General features: G+C 65.5%; 11 protein-coding genes and 1 pseudogene. 6 read left to right on the top strand and 6 right to left on the bottom strand.

The annotated features are described in order from the left end of the window. Positions 1–11: 11 nt before the first annotated feature. On the bottom strand, positions 12–833 hold the full coding sequence (locus ACX12D_RS38515; RefSeq protein WP_459377020.1) for a cyclase family protein: 822 nt from the start codon (positions 831–833) through the stop codon (positions 12–14). Between the two features lie 41 nt (positions 834–874). Then, the gene (locus tag ACX12D_RS38510) at positions 875–1,807 is read right to left on the bottom strand and encodes a beta-keto acid cleavage family enzyme (RefSeq protein WP_447432955.1); all 933 of its coding nucleotides are present in this window, start codon (positions 1,805–1,807) and stop codon (positions 875–877) included. Between the two features lie 289 nt (positions 1,808–2,096). On the opposite strand from ACX12D_RS38510, the gene ACX12D_RS38505 reads away from it, so the two are divergent. Next, positions 2,097–3,011, top strand: coding sequence for a 3-hydroxyacyl-CoA dehydrogenase family protein (locus tag ACX12D_RS38505; RefSeq protein ID WP_459377018.1), 915 nt, complete (start codon positions 2,097–2,099; stop codon positions 3,009–3,011). 34 nt (positions 3,012–3,045) lie between these two features. Here ACX12D_RS38505 and ACX12D_RS38500 read toward each other — a convergent pair whose 3' ends face one another. Beyond that, positions 3,046–3,795 (bottom strand): IclR family transcriptional regulator, encoded by a 750-nt coding sequence (locus tag ACX12D_RS38500; RefSeq protein WP_276268219.1) that lies wholly within the window; start codon positions 3,793–3,795, stop codon positions 3,046–3,048. Positions 3,796–4,487: 692 nt separating this feature from the next. On the opposite strand from ACX12D_RS38500, the gene ACX12D_RS38495 reads away from it, so the two are divergent. Beyond that, complete coding sequence (locus ACX12D_RS38495) at positions 4,488–5,099, top strand: type IV pili methyl-accepting chemotaxis transducer N-terminal domain-containing protein (RefSeq protein ID WP_459377017.1); 612 nt, start codon at positions 4,488–4,490, stop codon at positions 5,097–5,099. Here ACX12D_RS38495 and ACX12D_RS38490 read toward each other — a convergent pair. From ACX12D_RS38490 to ACX12D_RS38480, 3 genes and pseudogenes are all read right to left on the bottom strand, one after another. Then, positions 5,083–5,835 carry a nucleotidyl transferase AbiEii/AbiGii toxin family protein gene (locus ACX12D_RS38490; RefSeq protein WP_459377016.1) on the bottom strand — a complete coding sequence of 251 codons (753 nt, stop codon included), beginning with the start codon at positions 5,833–5,835 and terminating at the stop codon, positions 5,083–5,085. The genes ACX12D_RS38495 and ACX12D_RS38490 overlap by 17 nt on opposite strands. Before the next feature lie 115 nt (positions 5,836–5,950). Next, complete coding sequence (locus ACX12D_RS38485) at positions 5,951–6,571, bottom strand: type IV toxin-antitoxin system AbiEi family antitoxin domain-containing protein (protein ID WP_441639647.1); 621 nt, start codon at positions 6,569–6,571, stop codon at positions 5,951–5,953. Between the two features lie 454 nt (positions 6,572–7,025). Continuing rightward, positions 7,026–7,431 (bottom strand): annotated as a pseudogene (locus ACX12D_RS38480) (transposase); the annotation flags it as partial. A 454-nt stretch (positions 7,432–7,885) separates the two neighbouring features. On the opposite strand from ACX12D_RS38480, the gene ACX12D_RS38475 reads away from it, so the two are divergent. The 4 genes from ACX12D_RS38475 (at position 7,886) to ACX12D_RS38460 (ending at position 23,405) form a co-directional block, all read left to right on the top strand. Then, positions 7,886–8,542: a TonB family protein gene (locus ACX12D_RS38475; protein ID WP_459377452.1), complete on the top strand. Its 657-nt coding sequence runs from the start codon at positions 7,886–7,888 to the stop codon at positions 8,540–8,542. 1 nt (position 8,543) lies between these two features. After that, on the top strand, positions 8,544–9,056 hold the full coding sequence (locus ACX12D_RS38470; RefSeq protein WP_459377015.1) for an RNA polymerase sigma factor: 513 nt from the start codon (positions 8,544–8,546) through the stop codon (positions 9,054–9,056). A 114-nt stretch (positions 9,057–9,170) separates the two neighbouring features. Next, complete coding sequence (locus ACX12D_RS38465) at positions 9,171–10,157, top strand: FecR family protein (RefSeq protein ID WP_459377014.1); 987 nt, start codon at positions 9,171–9,173, stop codon at positions 10,155–10,157. Positions 10,158–10,448: 291 nt separating this feature from the next. After that, positions 10,449–23,405, top strand: coding sequence for a filamentous haemagglutinin family protein (locus ACX12D_RS38460; RefSeq protein WP_459377013.1), 12,957 nt, complete (start codon positions 10,449–10,451; stop codon positions 23,403–23,405). Positions 23,406–23,415 lie beyond the last annotated feature (10 nt).

Here is a 23,415-nt window from a genome sequence, read left to right as displayed (position 1 = left end):
GGCCGCTACCGTTACAGACCGCTTTCGATACGGAAGGACTGGCTCTTGTCCTGCATCGCCACCACACGTACGATGCATCCGTCCCCCTTTACCCAGCGCCAGGGGAACGCCGCTATCGTTACCCGCTTCCCGGTCACCTTGTCGAGATCGCCGCCGACATTCTCGATACCAGGGATACCCGCTGCGAGCAGCGCCCGATGCGCCGGCTCCCAGTACGGGAAGTCCTGCTCGACGGAGCGGCCCGTTTCACGCTCATACTCCTCGCATACCCGCGGCAAGAGCGGGCCGACACCGTGGCGGCCGATCGCAGTGCCCAGCGGATGGTCAAGGGCTTGCTGGTCGACGCCGACCATCTTCACGCCTTTCTCGGCCAGCCATTCGCCCGCTTCCTTGTACAGGCCAGGAGAGTAGGCGTAGTACTGGCTGTTGTCGCCGTAGTGATGGTGCCAGCCGGTGTTGATCATGACGATGTCGCCCCTCTGGATCTTCGGATAGGCGTTCTCCAGGTCCTTGGCCGTGATCACTTCCCACTTTTTCTTGGGAATGCTGACCACCACGCCTGTGCCGAAGAAACGGTCCAGCGGGATCTCGTCCAGGAACGGCGTGCCTTCGATCACGTGGGCAGGCGCATCGATATGCGTACCGCTGTGCATGACGGTGGTAATGCGCTGCGTCAGCACGCCGGACTTCGCCATGTAGTGGATCCGTTCGATCTTCACGTCTTCGAAGTACGGCCAGTTCGGTACGCCGTGGCCCCAGGGGTGGCTCAATTCGACGAACTCGACGCCGTCGGTGTTGGAAGGGGGCGTGGCGGGGTATGCGGATGTCGACATGATGTCTCCGTTGTGGAAAGGATGGCGTGATTTCAATGGGTTCAGAACGCGACGTTGTCGCGCCCTTTGAGTTGCAGCATGGATCGCACTTCGGCGGGCGACGCGATATCGAAACCGAGTTCTTCCAGGATGTGGCGAATCTTCCTGACCTGCTCGGCATTGGACTGCGCCAGCTTGCCGCGCCCGAGGTACAGGCTGTCTTCGAGACCGACCCGCACGTTCGCCCCCATGATCGATGCGTAGGTCAGCAACGGCATCTGGTGGCGCCCGGCACCCAGCACGGACCAGTAATAGTCGCGTCCGAACAGGCGGTTAGCGGTCTCGCGCATGAACGTCACGTTCTCGGCCGCGGGCCCGATACCGCCCAGGATCCCGAAGATCGTCTGGACGAAGAACGGCGGCTTCACCAGGCCGGCGTCGACAAAGTGGGCCAGGTTGTACAAGTGCCCCACGTCATAGCACTCGAACTCGAACCGGGTCCCGCATCCTTCGCCAAGCTCCAGGAGGATGCGTCGGATGTCCTTGAAGGTATTGCGAAAGATCGTATCTTCCGTGCCCTCCACGTATGGCTTCTCCCAATCGTGCTCCCACCGGGCGATCTTCGACGCGACAGGGTGGATCGAGAAGTTCATCGAGCCCATGTTGAGCGAGGCCATCTCGGGTCGCGCGCGCAACGGAGGCGCGAGCCGCTCCTCCAGCGTCATCTTCGTGCTGCCGCCGCTGGTGATGTTGATCACGGCATCGGTCTGCCGCTTGATCTCCGGAAGGAACTGCATGAAGACGTCGGGATCGGCACTCGGGCGGCCATCCAGCGGATCGCGCGCATGCAGATGCAGGATCGACGCTCCCGCCTGCGCGGCGTCGACCGCCTGCTGCGCGATGTCCTGGGGCGTGATTGGCAGATAGGGCGACATCGTGGGCGTGTGGATAGCCCCCGTCACCGCGCATGAAATGATGACCTTCTCAGCTGCCATGGCTGTCTCCTGTTTATGTGTACCACAATGTGGTTATTGTGTATCGCTTTGCGGCTACTTTATGGATCGCCGTCGACGTTGTCAAGCGTGCCGGCAGTGGGTTTCCCTGTGACGCGTCCAACGGGAGACATGCAATTCCCTCGCAGCCCATGCCAGGACTGGGAATCCGGATGTTCGACGGCGTTTACCCTTGGTTGACCGATGCCGGTTTGCTGCTTATTGTTAACCGTTATACGGTACATGCGTACCGTATAACGGTTAATTAATGAGGGAGAAGATATTGAATTCAATGTGTATCGGTGTCGTCGGTGCCGGGCTGATGGGCCACGGCATCGCGCAGGTATTCCTGGAGGACGGCCGGTTCGATGTGTGCGTCTACGATGCCGCGCCAGGCTTGATTGAAACGGTGCAGGAGCGTATCGCTTCCAATCTGAAAGCGCTGGGACGTCCCGCTGCGTCTTTCGCAAAGCTCAAGCTGAGCGACGACATCGGCGAAGCTTTATCCGGCTGTCAGATCGTGTTCGAGGCAGTGCCCGAGAAACTCGAGATCAAGCATCACGTCATGCGCCAGATCGAGGCGGTCGTATCTGGCGAGTGCATCATCGCGTCGAACACTTCCGTCATACCCATCGGCCATATCGGCGAAGCTGTCAGCAAAAAGGATCGCCTCGTGGGAACTCACTGGTGGAATCCACCCTTTCTCATCCCGCTGGTTGAAGTCGTGCAGGCGACGGCAACGAACCGGCAGGTCGTCGAACGCACGATCTCGCTGCTGGAATCGGTCGGCAAGGTGGCGGTACACGTCAAGAAGGATGTTCCCGGCTTCGTCGGCAATCGCTTGCAGCATGCGCTCTGGCGCGAGGCAATCGCCCTTGTGTCGCAAGGCATTTGCGATGCGCGGACGGTCGATCTGGTCGTCAAGAACTCGTTTGGCCTGCGGCTGCCGGTATTAGGGCCGCTGGAGAATGCCGACCTGGTCGGGCTGGACCTGACGCAGGACATTCACGCCGTTATCCTGCCGACGTTGGATAGCACGTCGTGGCCGAACCGTATCGTGACGAACAGCGTGCGCGACGGCAACCTCGGCATGAAGTCCGGGAAGGGATTCTACGAATGGACGTATTCGAGTGCGCAGGGCGTCAGGGAGCAGCTCCTGGCGTATCTTGCCACCGCCCTAAAGGAACGCGGCGATGCCCAGACGTAAGGCGTAGCCTTGGGGAACAGGGCCGGAACCTGGGTCAGGCCCTGCGCAGCGGTCCTGCCAGGAGCCGCGCCCTGCATTCCACAAGCTTCTCGGTGAGAAGCGCTTCGCTTTGCACGAAACGGTGGGTCGGGGTCGGCACCGAGATGGCGATGCGCTGGTCCATTGGCCCGAGCAAGCCGATTGCGACGGCACAAATCCCCAATGAGTTCTCCTCGCGGTCCACGGCGACATGGGTGGCCCGCGTTGACTCAATATCCTTTGCGAGATCGTCCCAGCTGCGAAGGGTATGCGGTGTCAGCTGCTCGAACTTCAGCTTGCCTTTCACCTTGGCCAGGGCCGCGTCATCCAGCATGGCGAGCAGGGCCTTGCCATTCGCCGAGCAATGCAACGGGAAAGCGGCTCCGACAGCGGAAACGGCCCGCAGCACATGCGTGCCCTGTACCTGATCGATAAACACCGCCTTGTTCTGATCCAGTATCGACAAGTCCACCGTTTCTCCCGTTGCTTTCGACAAGTCGACAAGCGCATCGCGGACCAGATCCGCGATCTCGAACTTCGTCGCGTTGGCCAGTGAGAGGATAGCCGGACCCAGCCGCACACCACTGCCGCCCGAAGCGGACATTGTCAGACCCTCCGCGCCCAGGGCATCGACAATCCGCTGCACGGTGGAGCGCGGCAAATCCACATCTTTTGCAATGGCGCCAAGACTCAGGCCGCCTGGGTGGCAGCTCAACGTGCGCAGTATTTCCGCCGCCCGCGCAATGACCTGGATGCCCGCCCTCACGGCGCGGGGATCCTCTCCGGGGGATTCGGAGAGCGGGGTGGGGGACGGTGCCGCGGCGGCGACCGATGACTCTGACTTCCGCATTCTTCAATACTCAAATGGTTGCACGGATGTGGGACGGCGGAAGAGAAAAAATCTGCCAACTGCCACGCTGAGGCAGCTCCTTCGTGCTCGGCGCGCCGGTCCCTGGGCGGAATCTCATTGCAGCAGCGTTATGCATGGAGACTTATGGATGCATCAAGGACACCTGCTGCCCCGAAACACGGGTTCAGGAAAGCAGATGTGGATTATAGATCAACGTAGATTGCGCGCCTCACTTGACCGTCGCGCAAGAACTGTGCCGCTCCACCCCGCATTGGAATGCGGCACCCTGACAACCTGGGAGAACTTCTTATTTCGGTCGCATTCGAGCGCCGCGAACCATGACCTGAGCGGCAGACTCACAGCCGAAAAACGAGACGCTCAAGTGAGCCCTGTCATGATCGCATCGCAATACCCAGTGCTAACACCACGTGGATTCGTGATCGGCTGTGACTGGGTGCCACGATCGGGGGCATGGCTCAGCTCGCGCACCATCTTCGAAGAGTCCGAGAATGTAGTCGTGCACTCGCACTATCCGTGGATTGCGCATGGATACCTTGTTCCACACAAGGTGGAGGTATTGGTAGTCGACACTACCTGCAAGGCATGGCATGAACGCTTTCTCTACCCAGTCACCCGAGGCCGAAATGTCCGCCGAGACCATCGGCGGATTGATCAACCTTTCCGGAAGGCAGCGCATGCTGTCGCAACGGATCGTGCTCCAGATATTGCTCGCTTCGCGGGGGAACACTGCCGCGCTCGATATCGCACGCAAGTGCCTGTCAATGTTCGAATCGGCGCATTCGGATCTCGTAACGGGCAATGAGCGTTTGCCCGGCGCATTCTCCGGCGCTTTGCAGCAACTATACTTTGGTAGTCCGCGCGTTGACGCGCGTATCCGTAAATTCATCGCCCAGGTCGGAACAGCGATAGATGCACCACTGGCCGACACCAGCCGGCGAGCGCCATCCCTCGACGTGCTGGTGGCGCAGGCCACACCAATGCTTGAGCTGCTGCAGACCATCACGCTGGCCTACCAGGAGGAGATGCACCGTTGCGAGGTCGCTGTGCGCAAACGCCACACCGACCTCGTCGAGCGCCTCAGCGGTATGCCTATTGGCCGAAGGTCAAGGCCGCGGTGGAGAGCTGGACTGGGGCGGCGCGCTGAGCGAACTGAATCGGGCCGCCGCGTGCCGTCAATCTTAGTTAGGCGGCGGAAATAAGCCGTGCGCGAGCAGCGTGCGGCATGAGGAAGGCCGCGAGATCCGCGACAACGGTGTAGAGCGGGGGAACTGCCGCCAGGTCGCGGGCGAACGCGAGCCATTGCGTTTGCTTGGCTTTGTCGTTGGCGAAATCGGGCGATAGGGCAAACGGCGGATCGGCCGGGATATTTGTTTTTCGGCGAGCAAAGGTCGCAGCTATTGCCGCGGCCAATCGCCCGTCATCGAACTCGAAGCTTTGGCTGAGGAACCAGATGTCGTAGAAGTCTTTAAGACGGGTGTTCGCCATGCCAAGCATCACCATCGCTTGGAACTTCTCCGCAACAACGGTTTCCCGTGCATATGCGCGAAGGCGAGGCTCGGGTTGATCGAGCAAGACCCGAAGCTGGATCTCTTCTGTTCCTGGCTCGGTTGCATCTCCAAAGCCAATATCGATCACCACCGGGATTCTCGCACCGGCGAGCTGTGCGGTGGTACGCAACCGCAGACCTCCATAGTCAGTGTCCTCGCGAATCGCCTCTGCTCTCAGGCCCGCAGCGTCGAACGAGATGCCGTCGTCCGCAGCTAGCGCGCACACTTCGGCGAAGGTCGCTAACAGGTGGTCGGCTTCGGACTCGCCGAAGCCAAGGAAGTCGACGTCACGAGTTGGTCGATGCGGATCCTCGAACCAGCTTGTCATGAGCATCGCGCCTTTTAGCACAAAGCGGTCGCGGTGTACGGAGATGCCCAGTCGGAACAAGAGGCGCTCTATCGCATAGCGAGTGAGAAGCTAATCGAACTGCTGGCCTCGCTGGCGCGCGAGAGTCAGAAGTCGGGCGCGAACTGACGAACCAATGTCGCGAAGCGGCTTTTGCTCAGGCATGGGAAACCATTGCTGTTAAGTACGGTTCTAGAATCTTCCAGACACCGGCATCTGCTGCATGCTGGGCAATTTCTGCCGGAGTCGCTTTTTTCTGCATCAGGGCTTCGCGGAGCCCTTCTAGCGCGGTATTTAAGCCGACTTTCTTCCGGTACCGGAACAGGTCAGCAATCGTCCTGGCAACGCTAAAGACCGGAACCGATACGTTGTCGATCGCATGCCGCTCCGTGTCCGGGTCATCACGGGGGGCAGGAGATCGGATGAATCGGACCGGAGGATAGTCGAAGCTTGGCTTCCAGTCCTTCTGGCCAATAGCCATCCAAACCTTGGCTGGGATCTGGTCAGTTAGCTCATGGAAAGCCAACGCCGAAGTGAGGCAGATGACTCCGCTGGGCACAAGTTTTGACGCCAGCGCCAGGGTATGCTGTAGGCCCAGAGGAGCATCTGCGAGTTGGTAAACGCCCCGGGCCAGGCGAACTGCAACACCGTCGCGCTCAAGGCGGGCGATCGTCGTCGCTGTAACGCCGATCTCGCGCATCTCGCTTGCTCGCACCAGCCCTCTGGCTCGAAGTTGAGCTACTGCGCGCTCTCGCTGAGAGGATGAGGACGTTGACATTTTGATACAAAACCTCGGATGGTTTCCAATATTATCCGAGGTTTTGTATCATGGCAAGCTAGCCGTCATCCTCCGGTCTCCGACAGCGCACGTGCTTTGCAAGGCGCTTCTAACCTTCGGATACACCGCTATTCGCCAGACGGCTGGTTCTGGAACGGCTGCCCATTGGCCGCCCCCGTCTCCAGTAGCGCTCGCGCCTCACACGCCCTACGCAAGCCGGGATACCTCACCGAGATCGTTTCCAGGATGCGCAGGCGCAGAGCCTTCCGCGCCTCCCTTCTGGTTGTGTTGCAGCCATCATGGCACTTCGATGCCAACTGGCGGCTTCCGCCGCAGTCTCGGGACGGGAAAGTCCCTCCATTCGATCACCCCTGCCAGCGAACGATAGGGTCTTGCGTCTGTTCCGGGAAAACACCTTGAGCAGGCGCCCTCGCGAATGCATTGACATAACGCCCGGTCTCGCGCACGGTCATGCCACGGGCGTACATGGCGATGATCTTGTCGTCGAACCCGGTGAAACGCCGCTCGTGCTTGGGAATCAGGATCGGATCGAAGCTGCCGTCACGATCGCGCGGGATCTCTACCCGCAGCGGGCCGTCCTCGGTCAGGACGGTCTTGGCGCTCTTGCCGTTGCGTTGGTTGGCTATGCCCGCCGGGCGCCCAGCGCCCGGCGGGTAGCCTAGATGATGGCCTAGCTCGGCGCCCAGGGCCCGCTCGATCAGGGCCTTCTTGAACGCCATCGAGGCGTCCTGAACCGCCTCAGCTGTCATGGGGCCCTTAACGAAATGGGCGATCAGGTCTTCGGGAATGGCCGGCAGTTCACGGTCTGCGGCTTGGCTGGTCTTCGTCTTGCGTGGCATACATGCTCCTTGGCGACATGTTATGCCCTAAACACAAAATCTCTGACAGGCCCTCAAGTTTGGATGCAAATCAACACCGAACAGAAATCCTCTATTAATTAATAGCTTACGAGGACCCATCAGCGCTGATGATGGGCTTGCGAACCGTCGCACATTGCACCAAAATCAAAGCTCCCCCGAATTGGATAGCCGTCGATGTAACACGGTCGTCACATTCTGGCCCCACCATGGGCGTTTCCAAACATGGTGCATCTGCCTTGCCGCCTCGACCCGTCCCTCTGTTATGTACTCTGCAGCGCCGCTGTCGAGACGACGGCGTTCGCGGCAATGCGGGGCGCCAGGATCGGTCAGGGTGCGGGCGAACGCGGTAGGACTGAGCCGGCAGGGGCCGGCGCTCTGGATACTGTGCGGGCTCGCCGCCTCTGCATCGGCACACGGTGACAGCGCCCCAGTGATGCGTTCGGCCGGCGAGCAGCCCGCGTCCCCTGCCGCCCATCCACCCGGCCAACTCCTGGATTTCGACATCCCGGCGCAGCCATTGGCCGCGGCGCTCAACCGCTACGCTTCCCTGTCTGGATGGCCGATCCTGTTTCACGGCAGGATGGTAGCCGGGCGCACCTCGTCGGCCGTGCAAGGGCGCTATCGCCCAGAGGCCGCGTTGCAGCGCCTGCTCGACGGCACCGGCCTCGCGCCGGAGAAGGTGTCGGGCGGTCCGGCCGATGCCTACGTCCTCAAGGAGTCCGACGCGCAGGCGATCGTCGCTCGTGCCGCTGCGCCCGCGGTGGATCTCGACTATGGCGGCCGGATCCAGGCCCATATCTGGCAAGCTCTGTGCGCCGATGCGCGCACCGTGCCTGGAACCTACCGTTCCCTTCTGCGCTTTCGCGTGGATACGAGCGGCCGCGTCCACGCTGTGCGCATGTTCAGCTCGACCGGCGATGGGCGTCGCGACGCCGCAGTGCTGGAAACCTTGCGGCGTGTGCGTATGGACCGGTCGCCGCCGCCCGGGATGGCGCAACCGCTGACCATGCTTGTCCTGCCGCTCGATCAGGCTGGCGGGCCACGTTGCGTCGATGCCCGCATCGATGCCGATGCGACCGGGGCGTCCTGACATGACCGAAGACGCACGCATCGTGCTGACAGACTATTTGGCCAAGCACTATGGCAATCTCAGGCGGCGCCTGACATGGCTGCTGGGAAACGGCGACTTAGCCGGCGATGCGCTCCAGGACACCTGGCTGCGCCTGCACGCGAAGGAAAACGAAGGTCCAATTCAAAGTCCCGCCGGCTACGTGGTGCGCATGGCCGTCAACATCGCGGTCGACATCCAGCGCCGTCAAAGTCGGTCCGTGCCGTTCGATGAGGTCAGTGCCTTGATGGAACAGGCCGATCCGGCGCCCAACCCGGCGCAGACAGCCGAGATCCGCTGCGATCTGGAGACGATGCTCAAGCTGATGGAGCGCCTGCCCGAGCGCCGCCGCAAGATCCTCATGCTGGTTCGCCTGGAGCACCTGCAGCAGAAAGAGGTGGCCAAACGCCTGGGAATTTCGAAGAGCGTCGTCGAACACGAACTAAGGCGTGCCCATGATTTTCTGGACCGGCACATGCACAATGACAAAAAATAGTTGGAGGTTTTGCGTGCTGTCGTTCGTCCTAGCTTATGCCAGGTTCAACCGCCCGTCCCATGTTCCTGCCCGCGCATGCGGGCTGGCGTGGGCATTCGGCTTGACGCGATGAAGATGTCCGTCGACGATCAGGCCGGCTCGGCCGATGCGCTGCAGAGCCAGGCCCGGGTCTGGCTGCGCCTGCTCACCTCGACAGAGGTGAAAGCGTATGACACCGAGGGTTTCCAGCGCTGGCTGCGCAGCAGCCCTGCGCACCAGGCGGCGTTCAGTGAGGCCAGGCGACGCTGGGACGCGCTGGAGCCGGCATCCAGGGCATTCCTGCTCAAGCACCCCAAAGCGGCCCAGGCGCATGTCATCGCGCTGCACGAAGCGCACCACGGCCGCCGGGCGTTCCTGGCCAGCGTAGTCAGCGCGGCGGCCGTGGCTGGCGTGGCGTTTGCCTATCCGCCAGCAAGGCTCTGGCCCGCCCCCGCTGAATGGGGGGCGGACGACCGCACCCGCACCGGCGAGCAGCGCGCGCTTGCCCTGGCCGACCGGGTTCATGTCACCCTGAACACCCAGACCAGCATCCGGCGCCGGGCTGCCGGGGTCGGGACCTCGGGCATCGACCTGCTCGGGGGGGAAGCAGCCATCGACCTGTCGGCCGGCGGCCAACCCTTCGCCGTCGTGGCGGGCGCCGGCCGCAGCCTGGCGCAGTCGGGACGCTTCGAGGTCAGGTACCTGGACGGCAAAGTGTGCGTGACGTGTATCGCGGGAACCGTGCGGGTGGAGCATCCCGCGGGGGCGAGGGTATTGAATGCCCGCCAGCAAACTGCATACGACGCTCACGCGCTCGGCAGCGTGGCCAATATCGAGCCGGCGGCCCTGTCAGCCTGGCGCCGTGGAGAACTGGTGTTCAACGAGTCCCGGTTGATCGATGTGCTCGCGGAGATCAATCGCTACCGGCCAGGCCGCGTCGTGTTGATGAATGCCGCCGCGCGCAACGGCCCGGTCAGCGGCCGCTTCCTGATTGCATCCCTGGACTCGGTGCTTGCCCAGTTGCAGCAGATGTTCGATCTGCACGCGCGGCTGCTGCCGGGCGGCTTGCTCATCCTGACCTGAATCCCCGGCCAGACCGTGACAGCGGGACGGTGCGCACGGCGCACCGTCCGCTTCGTTGTGCCACCTCGATTGCGGCGTGGGCGAGCTGAATCTGCGCACGCGCGCGAAAGAGCAAAAAAAGTTGGAGGTTGTTGAGGTTGACGTTCGTTCTAGCGTATCGGGATATTTCTTGAGCGTTGGCGATCTGCAAGTTGCGCGTCTCGAAATCCCAAGGACATGGCTGTCCGTGACGCCGTTACCCGGCGGGACAGTCCATCGACGTTGATTTCAACTATCGGGCGGCAATTTCACATGAGCACACGCGGACATACCGGCGCAGCAGCGAGAGCAGGAAGCAGGGCGCAAGCGGGGCAGGCATTGCGGCTGGCGCCGGTGGCGCGCGCCATTGCCTTGACGCTGGCTGCCGGCGGCGTGATCGGCGACGCGCAGGCACAGCGGGCATTCAGCCCGGACTGGTTCGCGGCCAAGGGGGCTGCGCAGAACGCGGCGGCAGCCACCGGCAAACTGCCCAACGGCATGCCGGTGTCGCAGTTGGCCAGTCCGCAGGAGCAGCAGCAAAGGGCCGATGCCCAATTGCAGCGCTCCATCGACAACCTGAACCTGGCTGCGCGCGGCATCGCCGCGCAGCAGGCGGCACAGGCTGCTGCGCGCGAGGCTGCCCTGAAGGATGGCGCGGCGATTCCCGACGGGCTGGCCGAAGGCGGCCTGAAAGTCGACACCAATGCCTTGACCGCCGGATGGCACAACGCCAATGCCCCGAAGCAGACGGTGGCCGATGGCAAAACTACGGTCGCCATCGATCAGAGCGCCGACCGCGCCATCCTGAATTGGGAAACCTTCAACGTCGGCAAGAACACCACGGTAGCCTTCCAGCAACAGAAGGACTGGGCCGTGCTCAACCGCGTCAACGATCCCAACGCGCGTCCCTCGCAGATCCAGGGGCAGATCAAGGGCGATGGCACGGTGATGATCGTCAACCGCAACGGCATCGTGTTCAATGGCAGCAGCCAGATCGATACGCGCAACCTGGTGGCGGCCGCAGCCCGCATCGACGACGAGCAGTTCAGGAGCAATGGCATCTTCAGCCCTGGTACGGCCGCCAGCTTCACCAACGCGCAGGGCAAGGTCGACGTCCAGGCCGGCGCGCGGATCGCCACGCCGGCGTCCGCCAAGTCCACCGAGGGCGGCGGCTATGTGCTGCTGCTGGGCAAGGAAGTCCACAACGCGGGCGACATTGCCACCCCGAAGGGCCAGGCGGCCCTGGCTGCGGGCGACAGCTTTGTCATCAAGAAGGGCGTCGGGACCGGCGGCAACCAGGGCTCGACCACGCGCGGCAACGAGGTCACCCCGCAGTTCGATACCGGCAGCCTCGCCGGCAAGGTCACCAACACGGGATTGATCGTGGCCGGCGAAGGCGACATCACGCTCGCCGGGCGAGACGTGCAGCAACACGGCGTGGCGCTGACCACCACCACCGTGAATACCCGCGGTACCGTGCACCTCAATGCCATCGGCAGCGCCGGCAGCGCCGGCAGCGTCGTGCTCGGGGCAGGGGCCACCACCGCCGTAGTCATCGGAGATGACGGAAAGACCACGGCCCTGGACAGCCAGCGCGATGGCCTGCGCGGTCCGGCCGTGGCCAGTACCGAGAACATCGTGCTCGTCACCGACCGCCGCGACCAGTCGCGCATCGAGATCGCCAGCGGCGGCACAGCCGACTTCCAGCAGGACTCCCTGACGCTGGCCACCGGCGGCCAGATCGTGGTCAACGCCGCCCAGCGCAGCCTGGTGCGCGAGCGAGCCAGGATCGACGTCGCCGGCGCCGTGGGCGTGAGCCTGGCCATGGAGAGCAACAACATCAAGGTCAACGTCCAGGGCAACGAGCAGCGCGATGCGCCCGGCAATCGGGACGGCAAGCTGCTCAACAGCAACGACGTGTGGATCGACCGCCGCAGCCTGGTCTTCGTGCCCAAGGGCACCAACGGCTACGACAGCGACCGCTGGTACACCGCCGGTGGCTTGCTGGAAGTCGGCGGCTACCTGGGCACGCAGGGCCACAAGGTGGGCGAGTGGATGGCCCAGGGCGGCACCGTCAGCTTTGGCGGCAACGACGTCGTCACTCAGGCGGGCTCCAACATCAACCTCTCCGGCGGCACGCTCAACGTCCAGACCGGCTTCATCCATCAGACCTGGCTCAAGGGTGCCGATGGGGGCCTCCATGAAGTTTCCAGGGCGCCGGGCGACCAGCTCTACACGGGACTCTATAAAGGCTTCGAGGATGAACACAAACGGTGGGGAGAGAAGGCCACCGGGTATTTCTACAGCCCCCTGATCGGCGCGCAGCGGCGGCTGGAGAACGGCTACACGGTCGGCCGCGACGCCGGCAAGCTGGTCATCGCGACCGGCGCCGCAGTACTCGAAGGCGACATCATCGGCGAAGCGTTCCAGGGCGCGCGCCAGACCCAGACCCCGCAGGCGGCGCTGGACGGCTACAGCCAGTCGCACAACGCAGCGGCCGCAAGGGGCGGGCTCGTCGTCGGGCAGTACCTGCCCATGTACGACAAGCGCACCGGTTTGCTGCACCACAGCCTGGGCGCGGTCATGGGCCAGGTCGAATTCAAGGACACGCAGGATCGCATTGCGGCAGGCCTAGGCCTGGACACGGCATTGCCGGCGGATCGTCAGGGCAAGCTGATGCTGGACGCCAGCCAGCTCAATGGCTTCGAGCTGGGTGCGATCAAGATTGCGGCCAAGCACAAGATCCTGGTCGAAGCGGACCTGAACGTGGCCGCGGGCGGCAAGATCACGCTTTACGGCAACGACGTGGCGGTAAACGCCGGCATCACCGCGCATGCCGGCACCATCCAGCTAGGCAACGTGCTGAGCCAGATGGCCAGCAATGGCAGCATGGAGGACACGTTCCTCCCGGCGTCCGCTGGCATCCCCGCTGGCGTCACCGTGCGCGAGGGCATGACGCTGGACGCCAGCGGCTTGTGGAGCAACCTGCTGCTGAATCCGGGTGATGGCAGCGGCTTGCCCTACCGCAACGGCGGCAGCGTGGTCGTGCGCAGCAGCGGTGGCGTGGTGCTACAGACGGCAAGCGTGATCGACGTGAGTTCGGGGGCGGCCGTGCTGGCCAACGGCAAGACGCAGGGCGGCAAGGGCGGCGATGCGACACTGGAAGCCAATGCAAACAGCCCTGCCCACACGGGTGCGCTGACGCTCGATGGGGCGCTGCGCGGCCATGGCGTGGAGGGCGGTGGCACGCTGCGCGTGCGCGCGGGGAAGATCTGGATCGGCGACGCGCCGCACGACACGGGAACCGAGCCCGGCATGCTGGTGCTCGGCGGCGGCTTCTTCGACAAAGGTTTCTCGGCTTACGACATCGCTGGCAAGGCCGGCTTGACCGTGGCCGATGGGGCCCGGGTCGATGTGACGATGCCGGTGTATCGCTTCGGCGCGGATGCGCAACGCAGCGACAGCAAGGCGGGCGGTGCGCTCGCGCTGTGGACGCCCGCGTTGTATCAGGAGAACCCATCCAGGGGCGTCATGGCGCAGCGCAAGGGCGCGAGCCTGAGCTTGCAGGCAGGTGCCGCGCAGTCAGCTGCCGCGGACATGGCAACCGTGCAGGCCGTCATTGGCCGCGGCGCGGTGATCAACGTGGATCCGGGCCAGGCGCTCAAGGTCGCCAGCATCGGACAGCTGACGGTCGATGGCACATTGAATGCCTGGGGCGGCAAGATCGCCCTGACCGGTGTGACCGTGCTGTCGCCAGAGGCCGAATCGGCGGAGGCAGCGGGCCACGGCCGCTCCATCTGGATCGGCGAGCATGCGGTGCTGGATGCGGCGGCCCGCGCGTTCAGCGCAACGGATGCGCGCGGGCAACGCTATGGGCTGGTGCGCGGCGGAGGCAGTATCGTGATCGGCGGCGAGATCGATCCCGCCACGGGCACTGCTTCGGCCGGCAATTTGTTCGTGGTCGTGCGCGAGGGGGCGTTGCTGGATGCCTCGGGTACGCAGGCGCGCCTCGATATCGCGGGGCAGGGCGCGGCAACCGTCGCCAGCCATGGCGGCAGCATCTCGCTGGCATCGAACAATGGCCTGTACCTGGATGGCACCCTGAAGGCCGCGGCAGGCGGTGCGGGTGCCGCGGGCGGCACGCTCGCGGTAGCGCTGGATGCGCCGCTCTATCGCACGGATGCTGCCGCGCGTGTGCGCCAGGCGCGTGAGTTCATTCTGACCCAGGACCAGCCCGCCGGGCAATTGCCCGGCGGCGCCGACGCTGCGGCCAGCGGCCTTGCCTACGGCCACGCACGGCTGGGTGCGGGACAGGTTACGGCTGGCGGCTTCGACAACCTCTCCATCCTCAGCAACGGCATCGTCAGCTTCGACGGCAATGTGTCGTTGTCGCTCGGCCAGAGCCTGAATCTCTATACCGGCTCGCTGGCGCTGGCCGATGGCGCGGCGGATGCTTCGCGGATTCATCTGGCCGCTCCCTATATGCGGCTCGCCGGCGTGGGCGCCATCGCCGCCGCCGACGGCAAGATCCGTCCCACCGTGCGCGACGGCATATCGGGCCAGGCGTCCGCAGGGCAACTGCGGATCGAAGCCGGCGGCGTGCTGGATCTGCGCGACAACCTGAGCGTCGGCGCGCGTGGCGGCGTGGCAGCGACCGAGGGGCTGCCCGCTGTCGTCGATCGCCGCGCCTTCGACCGGCTGGAGCTGGTCAGCCACGGCGATCTGCGCTTGCTGGGCGGCACGGTCACGGGGCAGAACACGACCTTGAACACGCCGGCCGATCTCTATCTGGCCGCCGCACAGATCTATCCGGCGATAGGCGCCACCGCCACCGTGCGGGCGGGCTACCTGGGGACCAACTCCGACTTCGACCAGAACCGCAAGCTGGTGATCGGCCGTACGGCGGACGGCGTGCCGGCCGTGCCCTATTCCGCCTTCGGCACCCTCAACCTGGGCGCCGCCGTCATCGAGCAGGGTGGCGTGCTGCGCGCGCCGCTAGGCGGGATCACGATCGGCATGGAGACGGGTGCCAGCCGCGCCGCCACGCAATCGGTACGTCTGTTGCCCGGCAGCCTGACGTCCGTGAGTGCCGATGGCCTGGTGCTGCCGTATGGTGGCACCGTGGATGGCGTGACCTGGCAATACAACGGCGAGCAGGTGGGCCTGCTAGGTGCTGGCGGTACGTCCTTTACCGGCGCGCTTCGCGTGGGCGTGACATTACTGGGCCGCGCGATCGACGTGCAAAGGGACGCGGTGCTGGACCTGTCCGGCGGTGGCAGGCTGTTGGGCGCAGCCTTCGTCTCCGGGCGTGGCGGCTCCACAGATGCGCGCTACCATCCGCTGATGCAGACCAGCGCCGGTGGCAGCTTCACCTTGCCGGGGCTGGCGACCAATCCGGTCTATGCCATCGTGCCCGGCATGCAGCCCGTCGTGGCGCCTGCCGGCGGCGAGGGCGGCGCTGGCGTTCCCGCGCCAGGCCAGCAGGTCACGATTGCCGCGGGGGTGCCCGGCTTGCCGGCAGGTACCTACACGCTGCTGCCTTCCACCTATGCGCTGTTGCCGGGTGCGTTCCGCGTCGAGATCAACGGCCAGGCCGGTGCTGCGGCAAGCGCAGCCAGCGCCGTGGCCATGCGCAACGGCTCCTGGTCCACCCCGGGCCAGTTCTCGATTGCCGGCACGGGTATCCGGGACGCGCTGTCCCGCCGGCTTGTGGTGACGCCGGCCGACGTGCTGCGCACCTACTCGCAGTACAGCGAGACCAGCTTCGCCGACTTTGTCCGTGCCGATGCGGCGCGCGTGGGCGTCCCGAGGGCGGCACTCGAGGCGGATGCCAAGACGCTGAGGCTGCAATTGGTGGCGGGCAATGGCGCCGCGGACGATTTCAATTTCAATGGCCTGGCGCGGTTCCATCCGGCCGCGAACGGATTCGGCGGCACCTTGGCTGTCACGAGTCCTTCTTCGGATATCGAGGTACTGGCCGCCGGCGTACAGCCTGGCGCCGGCAGCAACACGGTCTCTCTCCATGCCGCGGACCTCAATGCCGTTGGCGCGGCGCGCATGGTCATCGGCGGTCTGCCGTGGGTGAAGTACGGCCAGGGCGGAAACCTCGTGCAGTTCGATGCGGTGGGGTCGGCAAACGCAGTCAACCTGCGCCAGGGCGCCAGCCTGTCGGCGGCCGAGGTGTTCCTGATCTCCACAGTGCGAGAGACCTCGCAAGCGGGTGGCATCCGGGTCGAACAGGGCGCCTCCATCAACACCCTGGGGCGCGGCAAGGCGGCCTACGATTCGGGCGACGGTTTTGTCTATCAGCCTGGCAACCGCGGCGTGCTGGCGGTGTCGAACGGCCGTTTGCAGATGCTGGCACCGGAGAGCATGACGAGCGGTTCGCCAGGCAGCATCCTGGTCGGCGGCTGCGCGCGGCCGGTCTGCGCCGGCACGACTTCCTTGTATTCGGAAGGCACCATTGCCTTCGCCACCAGCAACGAGTTCGAACTGGGCGATGCGGTGCGCTACGGCACCCGCCACCTGGCGCTAGCGGTTGGCGGCATCAACGTGGGCAGCGCCGCGGCGCTGGCCGCGGCGGCGGCGCGCCGGGCTCTGCCATCGGGGCTGACCCTCGACCAGGACGTGATGGATCGCCTGCTGCGCGGCGATACCAGCACTGGCGCGCCGGCCTTGCAAACGCTGTCCCTGACGGCTGCCCAGTCGTTCAACTTCTACGGCGACACCACGCTGAGCACGCTGGGCGCCAGCGGCAAATCGCTGCTCGACAATCTTGCGCTGACCACGCCGGCTATCTACGGCCATGGCGATGCCGGCGACGTCGCGCGCATCCGCACCGGCACGCTGGTCTGGAACGGCACCACGGCATTGCCGGGCGCGGTGGTGGCCGAGGGTGCCGGCACCGGCGCCGGCACCCTCGATATCCAGGCGCGGCGCATCGAATTCGGCTATGGCCCGGACACGCAGCCCGATACCGTGGCGGACGCTGCGCGCCTGGTGCTGGGATTTGCCAACGTCAACCTCAACGCCAGCGAGCGCGTCACCGCGAATCACAAAGGCAGCCTGGCGGTGTACCAGGCACAGGGCGCATACGAAACCGGCAAGGGCTTTGCATACAGCGGCGGCAACCTCAGTATCGCGACCCCGCTGATAACCGGCGAAGCCGGTTCGGTCAACCGCATCACCGCGGGCGGCGCCATCAACGTGTCGGCGCCGCCCGGCAGAGGGGCCGCATCGGCGATGCCGGCCATCGACGCCTTGGGCGCCGAACTGGCCCTCTCCGGCAAGCGCATCGTTCTGGACACCACCGTGGTGCTCCCGAGCGGCAAGCTGACGCTGAGCGCCGACAACGACCTGACCCTCGCCAATGCCGCCCGCATCGACGTGGCCGGCCGCAAGGCGACCTTCATGGACGTCGACAAGTACAGTTGGGGCGGCGATGTCATCCTCGAAAGCCGCGCAGGCAATATTCGCCAGGCCGAAGAGTCGGTCATCGATCTGTCGGCACAGCATAACCAGGCGGGTACCCTGAAGGCGGTGGCCGTGGCGGCATCGGCCGGACTGGTGGATCTGCAAGGCAAGGTCCTGGGCGGCAGCAGCGGCCGTTACGACGCGGGCGGCACGGTCATGCCGTACAAGGCCGGCGGCGTCGAAATTCGCGCCCAGGGCATCGGCGACTTCGCCGCCCTGAACCGGCGCTTGAATGACGGCGGGGTTTTCGGCGCGCGCAGCTTCCAGTTGAAGCGGGGCGATCTCACCATCGGCGACGAGATCAAGGCCGGCATGGTCAACGTCTCCGTCGATGACGGTAGCCTGACGGTGGCCGGCACCATCGATGCCAGCGGAGAGCGGGTCGGCAGCATCCGCCTGGCCGGCAAGAACGGCCTGACCATCGCCGGCACGGCTTTGCTGGATACGCATGGCAGCGCGCTGCGGGTGGACAGCTACGGCAAGATCATCGACGCGCCCAATCGTGCGTTGATTGAACTCAATTCGGGCAACGGCCCGCTGACCCTGGCCAGCGGAGCGCGCCTGGACCTGCGCCACGGCACCGATGTGGCGACCGGCACGGGCAAGGGCCAGAACGACGGGGTGGCGCGTGGCACGCTGGAGCTCAACGCGCCGCGGATCGGCAGCGGCGGCAAGGTCGACGACGCCAATGCCCCGACCTATGGCGACCTCGCCATCGATGCCCGTGACAGCCTGAGCATCCGGGGGGTGCGCGCCATCGCGGTGAACGCAACGGCCCGCTACACCGATGCGCTGCCTGGTACCTCGCCCGCCGCCAGCGGCCGCCCGTACCAGGTGATCGACCAGGCCTACCTCGATGGCAAGCACGCGGACAGCAAGGCGTTCATCGATGCCGCGCTGGGCAACGGCGCGTTGCTGAACGGCAAGCTGGCCGGGCTGAATAACGCCAGCTATGCCGATGCCTTCCACCTGCGCCCGGGCGTGGAGATCGTCAGCAAGACGCCGGATGGCGACCTGATCGTCAGCGGCGACCTGGATCTCTCCGGCTACCGTTATGCAGGCGTCAATCCGCACAACCGGAAGACCGCCGTCTACGGCTCGGGCGAACCCGGCTCCCTGGTGATCCGCGCCGGGGGCAACCTGGAAATCTACGGCAGCATCAACGATGGCTTTGCACCCCCGCCCGCCACCCCGGACGACAACGGTTGGGTCCTGACGCCTGGCCGCCAGGCCTATGGCGGCGACGTCGTGGTGCCCGGCGCCGGCGTGGTGCTGGCCGAAGGCACCTTGTTCCCGGCAGGCAAGACGCTGAACTATGCGTTGCCGATCCAGGCCATCATGATGGCGTCGGGGACGATTCTGCCTGTCGAAGGCACGCTCGGTGCGCCGCTGGAGTTGCCTGCCAACACCGTGCTCAGGGCCGCCGTGCGCGATAGCGCGGGCAACGTCGTCTATGCCGCCGGCACGCTGGTGGCCAAGCCTGTCACGCTTGCCGCGGGCATGAAGCTGGACGCCGGCACGCTGCTGCCCAACGCCGCGTCGCTGGCGGCCATGACTTGGCCTGCGGGGGTGCCGCTACCCGGACGGGCGAGCTTCAACACCAACCCGGACGGCGTGCTGTTGGCGGGTGCGCTGCCGCTCAAGGTGGGCGCGTTGATTCCCTCGGACACCAACGTCAAGCTGCCGGGCGATGCCTTGTCGGTGCCATTGCGTACCGTCACCGGCGCCAGCCAGGGCAGCAACTGGGCGGTCGCCGCGATGCTGCCCGAGGGTTCGCTGTCCTGGTCCATGCGCCTGGTGTCCGGTGCCGATATCCAGGCAGCCGATACGCGTGCTATCAAGCCGGCCTTCGCCGGTGATCTGGTTCTGGCCGATACGCACTATGCGCTGTACGAAACCCACGACAAGATCGTGATCCCCGGCACGCCAGCGCGGCCGGGCGGCGCCTGGTACTGGAACGCGCTGGGTGCGGAACTGGGGTTCGAGCCGGGCACGCCGGTCCCCGCCAGTGAAGAGAGCTGGTGCGCCGTGGACGCGTGCATCCGGTACAACTACGTATGGAACGAACTGGGTGTGTTGATCGATCCCGCCTTTACCGCGGGCAAGCCGGTTGAAGCCATCTATGAGTCGTTTTGCGGCGAAGGCGTGTGCACGTCGCTGGGCGAGCCCATACCCGCCGTACCTGACCGGGTCATCGTCGGCCCGGTCAAGCAGGTCTCGCCGATCAGCCAGCATTTCAGCGTGCTGCGCACCGGCACCGGCAATCTGGACCTGATCGCGGCAGGCAACGTGGCCATGCGTTCGGCCTACGGCGTGTACACGGCTGGCGTGTCCACGGCATCGCTGGCGGATGCTGTCGCGTTCGACCAGGCACGCAGCCGGTCGCGCGATGGCACGACGGTGCTCGGCAGTGGCGGGTCGGCCTACGAGCATCTGGTCAATGACAGTGCCGGCAGTCCGTATGCCGCGTGGTACCCCGACCATGGTGGCAATGTGCTGGTGCGCGCCGGTGGCAGTCTCACTGGCGATATCGTCAGCCAGCTCAGCCTGCCGCGCCAGGAAGACGCGCGTGCGCAAGCTGTCGCCGGCAACCTGGGCAACTGGCTCTGGCGCCAGGGCACGGGAGACACGGCTGGCGTCGATCCGATTGCCGCCAGTTGGTGGATCAATTTCGGCACCTACGTCAAAGAGGCCGGCGGCGCCAACACCCTCCATCCCGATCGCGACGTCATCAACGTGTTGCCGATGCTAGTGGGCTTCACCGGCGTCGGCACGCTGGGCGGCGGCAACCTGACGGTCGATGTGGGCGGCAATGCCGGCATGATGGCGCGGCGCGGCTCCAGCGACGGCACCTCCTCACCGCGCAGCGAGGGCCTGGTGCTCGCGGTGGGCAGCACCGGCCGCGTCGCGCCGGGCGGTCGGTTGCTGCTGACCGGCGGCGGCGACATGGATGTCCGTATCGGCGGTGACCTCAACCCCGGCTTGCGTGCGCGGGCGGCGATCAGCCCGGGCACGTCCTCTACCGCTTCGACCGACTTCTTCAACCAGAACGTGAATCTGAACGGCGTGCTGACCAACCTGCGCGGCGGCCTGGATCTGCAGACCGGCAGCCTGGGCGGCATCGCCATGAACTATGGCGGCATCCCACTGACCAACGACCTCAAGGAGGGGCGCGCCTACAACCCCTTCAACGCTACCCTGGGTACAGCGACTGGCGGTGTGGTGCTGATGCTGGGCGACGCTGCGGCGAGCCTCTCCACACGGGGCGACCTGGTGCTGTCGGGTACCGGCGATCCCGGGCGGATCTCGACCCGGAGTTCGTCGGGCTTTACGTTCGACGGCAAGCCCTACGCCGATGGCGGCTACGGCTGGTTTTCGCTGTGGACGGACCGCACGGCGATCCATCTCTTCTCCGCCGGCGGAAACCTGACGCCGAGCGTGCAGTTGGGAACCGTTAGGTCGCAGGTTTCGGGCAACGCCAGCGCCACCGATGGACGCTTCCTCTTTCCCTCGCAGTTGAGCAGCGTGGCCGCCAATGGCAGCATCTTCCTCGGCAAATCGGCGCTGGGCGGGCAGGACAGCTACGACACCGCGCACTCGCTGTCGCTCGCCCCCGCGGCTACTGGCAGCCTGCAGTTGCTGGCGGGCGATTCCATCTATGCCAGCGGATACGCCGTCACCCAGTCCGGCGCCAGTCTCTCCGCGCTCCCGACGCCGTTCAAACCGGCGTTCATCGGCTTCGACTACTACTCGCAAGAGACGGGTGCGATCCCCTATGTCACCAGCAACGTGGCCAGCGACGCGATCAGGCCGACCATCATACAGTTCCCGCTGTTCGCCTTCGGCGCCAACACGGCAGCGGCGCGAGCCGCCGGCGATCGCGATCCGGCGCGCTTCTACGCCGCGCAAGGCGACATCGTTGGCCTGCGCACCGGAGAGATTCTCGCCTTCACAAGTGGCCAGCGCACGGGACAGACCTGGTATGAGTCTGCCGGCCCCGTCTGGATGATGGCCGGACGCGACATCGTCAACGCCGGCACGCCATTGGGGCAGCCGGTATCGATGCCGCAAGCGATCGCCAATACGCTGGCCCAGTCTCAGGGCGGTGGCACCAGCGCTGGCAACCTGTTCGTGCACAACAGCCCGAACGACGTCTCGGTGGTCTCGGCCGGCCGGGATATCCTGCGCAGCGCGTTCAGCGTAGCCGGCCCCGGCACCCTGGAAATCAGTGCCGGGCGCAACATCCTGATGGAAGACAAGGCCGCGGTCACCAGCCTCGGCGCGGTGGTGCCGGGCGATGCGCGGCCAGGTGCCGGCATCGTGATGCAGGCCGGCCTGGGCGCCCGCGGCGCTGACTACGCCGGCTTCGTGAAGCGCTACCTCGACCCGGCCAACCAGGCCGAAGCCGGCAAGCCCCTGGCCGCCCAGCCCGGCAAGGTTGTCCATGGCTACAACCGCAGGCTCGCGCTGGCCGACTGGCTGCGCGCCGAACACGGCTACAAAGGCGAAGACAAGGACGCGCAAGCCTTTCTCGTCGCGCTCCAGGCCAAGCGCGATGCCGATCCCGCTCAAGCGAGGCGCCTGCTGGCCAACGACTACCAGCTGGCCGCTCAGTTGCATCTGGTGAACTGGCTGGAAACCCGCTACCGGTTCGACGGTTCGGAAGATGCCCTCGCGTTCTTCAACCGCTTGCCGCCCGAGCAGCAGCGCATCTATATCCGCGGCGTGTACGCCGCCGAGTTGCGGGCCGGCGGCCGCGAGCATAACGACGCCGGCGGCGCGCGCTACGGCAGCTATCTGCGCGGGCGCAATGCCATCGCGGCGCTGTTCCCGGGCACCGACGCGCAGGGCAGGCCCATCGCGTACCAGGGCGACATCACGATGTACGGCGCTGCCGGGGTCAACACCCTGTTCGGCGGAGATATCACGATGCTGACCCCGGGCGGCCACCAGGTGTTCGGCATCGAGGGCGCGGCCCCGCAACCGGTGGCGGGTGTCATCCCGGGCGTCATTACCCAGGGCGCGGGCAATATCCACCTGTATGCGCAGGACCACATCCTGCTGGGCCAGAGCCGGATCATGACGACCTTTGGCGGCCACATCATGGGCTGGTCGGCCGAGGGCGACATCAACGCAGGCCGCGGCGCCAAGACCACCGTGGTCTACACGCCGCCCAAGCGTGTCTACGACCAGTGGGGCAACGTGACGCTGTCGTCGGGTGTACCGAGCACCGGTGCAGGCATTGCCACGCTCACCCCGATTCCGGAGGTCCCGGCAGGCGACGTCGACCTGATCGCCCCGCTGGGCACGATCGACGCCGGGGAAGCGGGAATCAGGGTCTCCGGCAACGTCAGCCTGGCTGCCTTGCAGGTGGTGAACGCAGCCAATATCGCGGTCCAGGGCCGGGCCACCGGCATCCCCGTCGTGGCGGCGGTAAACGTGTCGGCGCTGACCAGTGCCAGCGCGGCCGCATCGCAAGCCAGCGCGGCCGCGCAGGACGCGCTGCAGCGCGAGCGCGCAACGGCTCGCCAGGCATCGCCTTCGATCTTCACGGTGCGGGTGATCGGGTTCGGCAATGAGCCGGTGCAGGGCGATGGCGCGATGCAACCAGCGCCTGCGGCCGGTGGCCAGTCCGGAGCCGCCCGATATGACATGGCGAACCCCGTGCAGCTCGTCGGCAATGGCCAGAACTTCGATGCCGGGGGCTGGGCGCGATTGACGGACGACGAGCGCCGGCAACTGCGGCAGGACCACTGAGCCAGTTTCA

The organism is Cupriavidus sp. PET2-C1, assembly GCF_054515855.1.
The sequence above is the reverse complement of the archived record's forward strand: the minus strand, read 5'-3'. Positions and strand labels throughout refer to the sequence as shown.

Bases quoted from the DNA above. Each gene is read 5' to 3' on its own strand.
- ACX12D_RS38515 (WP_459377020.1), bottom strand. From the start codon at position 833: ATGTCGACATCCGCATACCCCGCCACGCCCCCTTCCAACACCGACGGC.
- ACX12D_RS38510 (WP_447432955.1), bottom strand. From the start codon at position 1,807: ATGGCAGCTGAGAAGGTCATCATTTCATGCGCGGTGACGGGGGCTATC.
- ACX12D_RS38505 (WP_459377018.1), top strand. From the start codon at position 2,097: ATGTGTATCGGTGTCGTCGGTGCCGGGCTGATGGGCCACGGCATCGCG.
- ACX12D_RS38495 (WP_459377017.1), top strand. From the start codon at position 4,488: ATGAACGCTTTCTCTACCCAGTCACCCGAGGCCGAAATGTCCGCCGAG.
- ACX12D_RS38485 (WP_441639647.1), bottom strand. From the start codon at position 6,571: ATGTCAACGTCCTCATCCTCTCAGCGAGAGCGCGCAGTAGCTCAACTT.
- ACX12D_RS38475 (WP_459377452.1), top strand. From the start codon at position 7,886: ATGCGTTCGGCCGGCGAGCAGCCCGCGTCCCCTGCCGCCCATCCACCC.
- ACX12D_RS38470 (WP_459377015.1), top strand. From the start codon at position 8,544: ATGACCGAAGACGCACGCATCGTGCTGACAGACTATTTGGCCAAGCAC.
- ACX12D_RS38465 (WP_459377014.1), top strand. From the start codon at position 9,171: ATGTCCGTCGACGATCAGGCCGGCTCGGCCGATGCGCTGCAGAGCCAG.
- ACX12D_RS38460 (WP_459377013.1), top strand. From the start codon at position 10,449: ATGAGCACACGCGGACATACCGGCGCAGCAGCGAGAGCAGGAAGCAGG.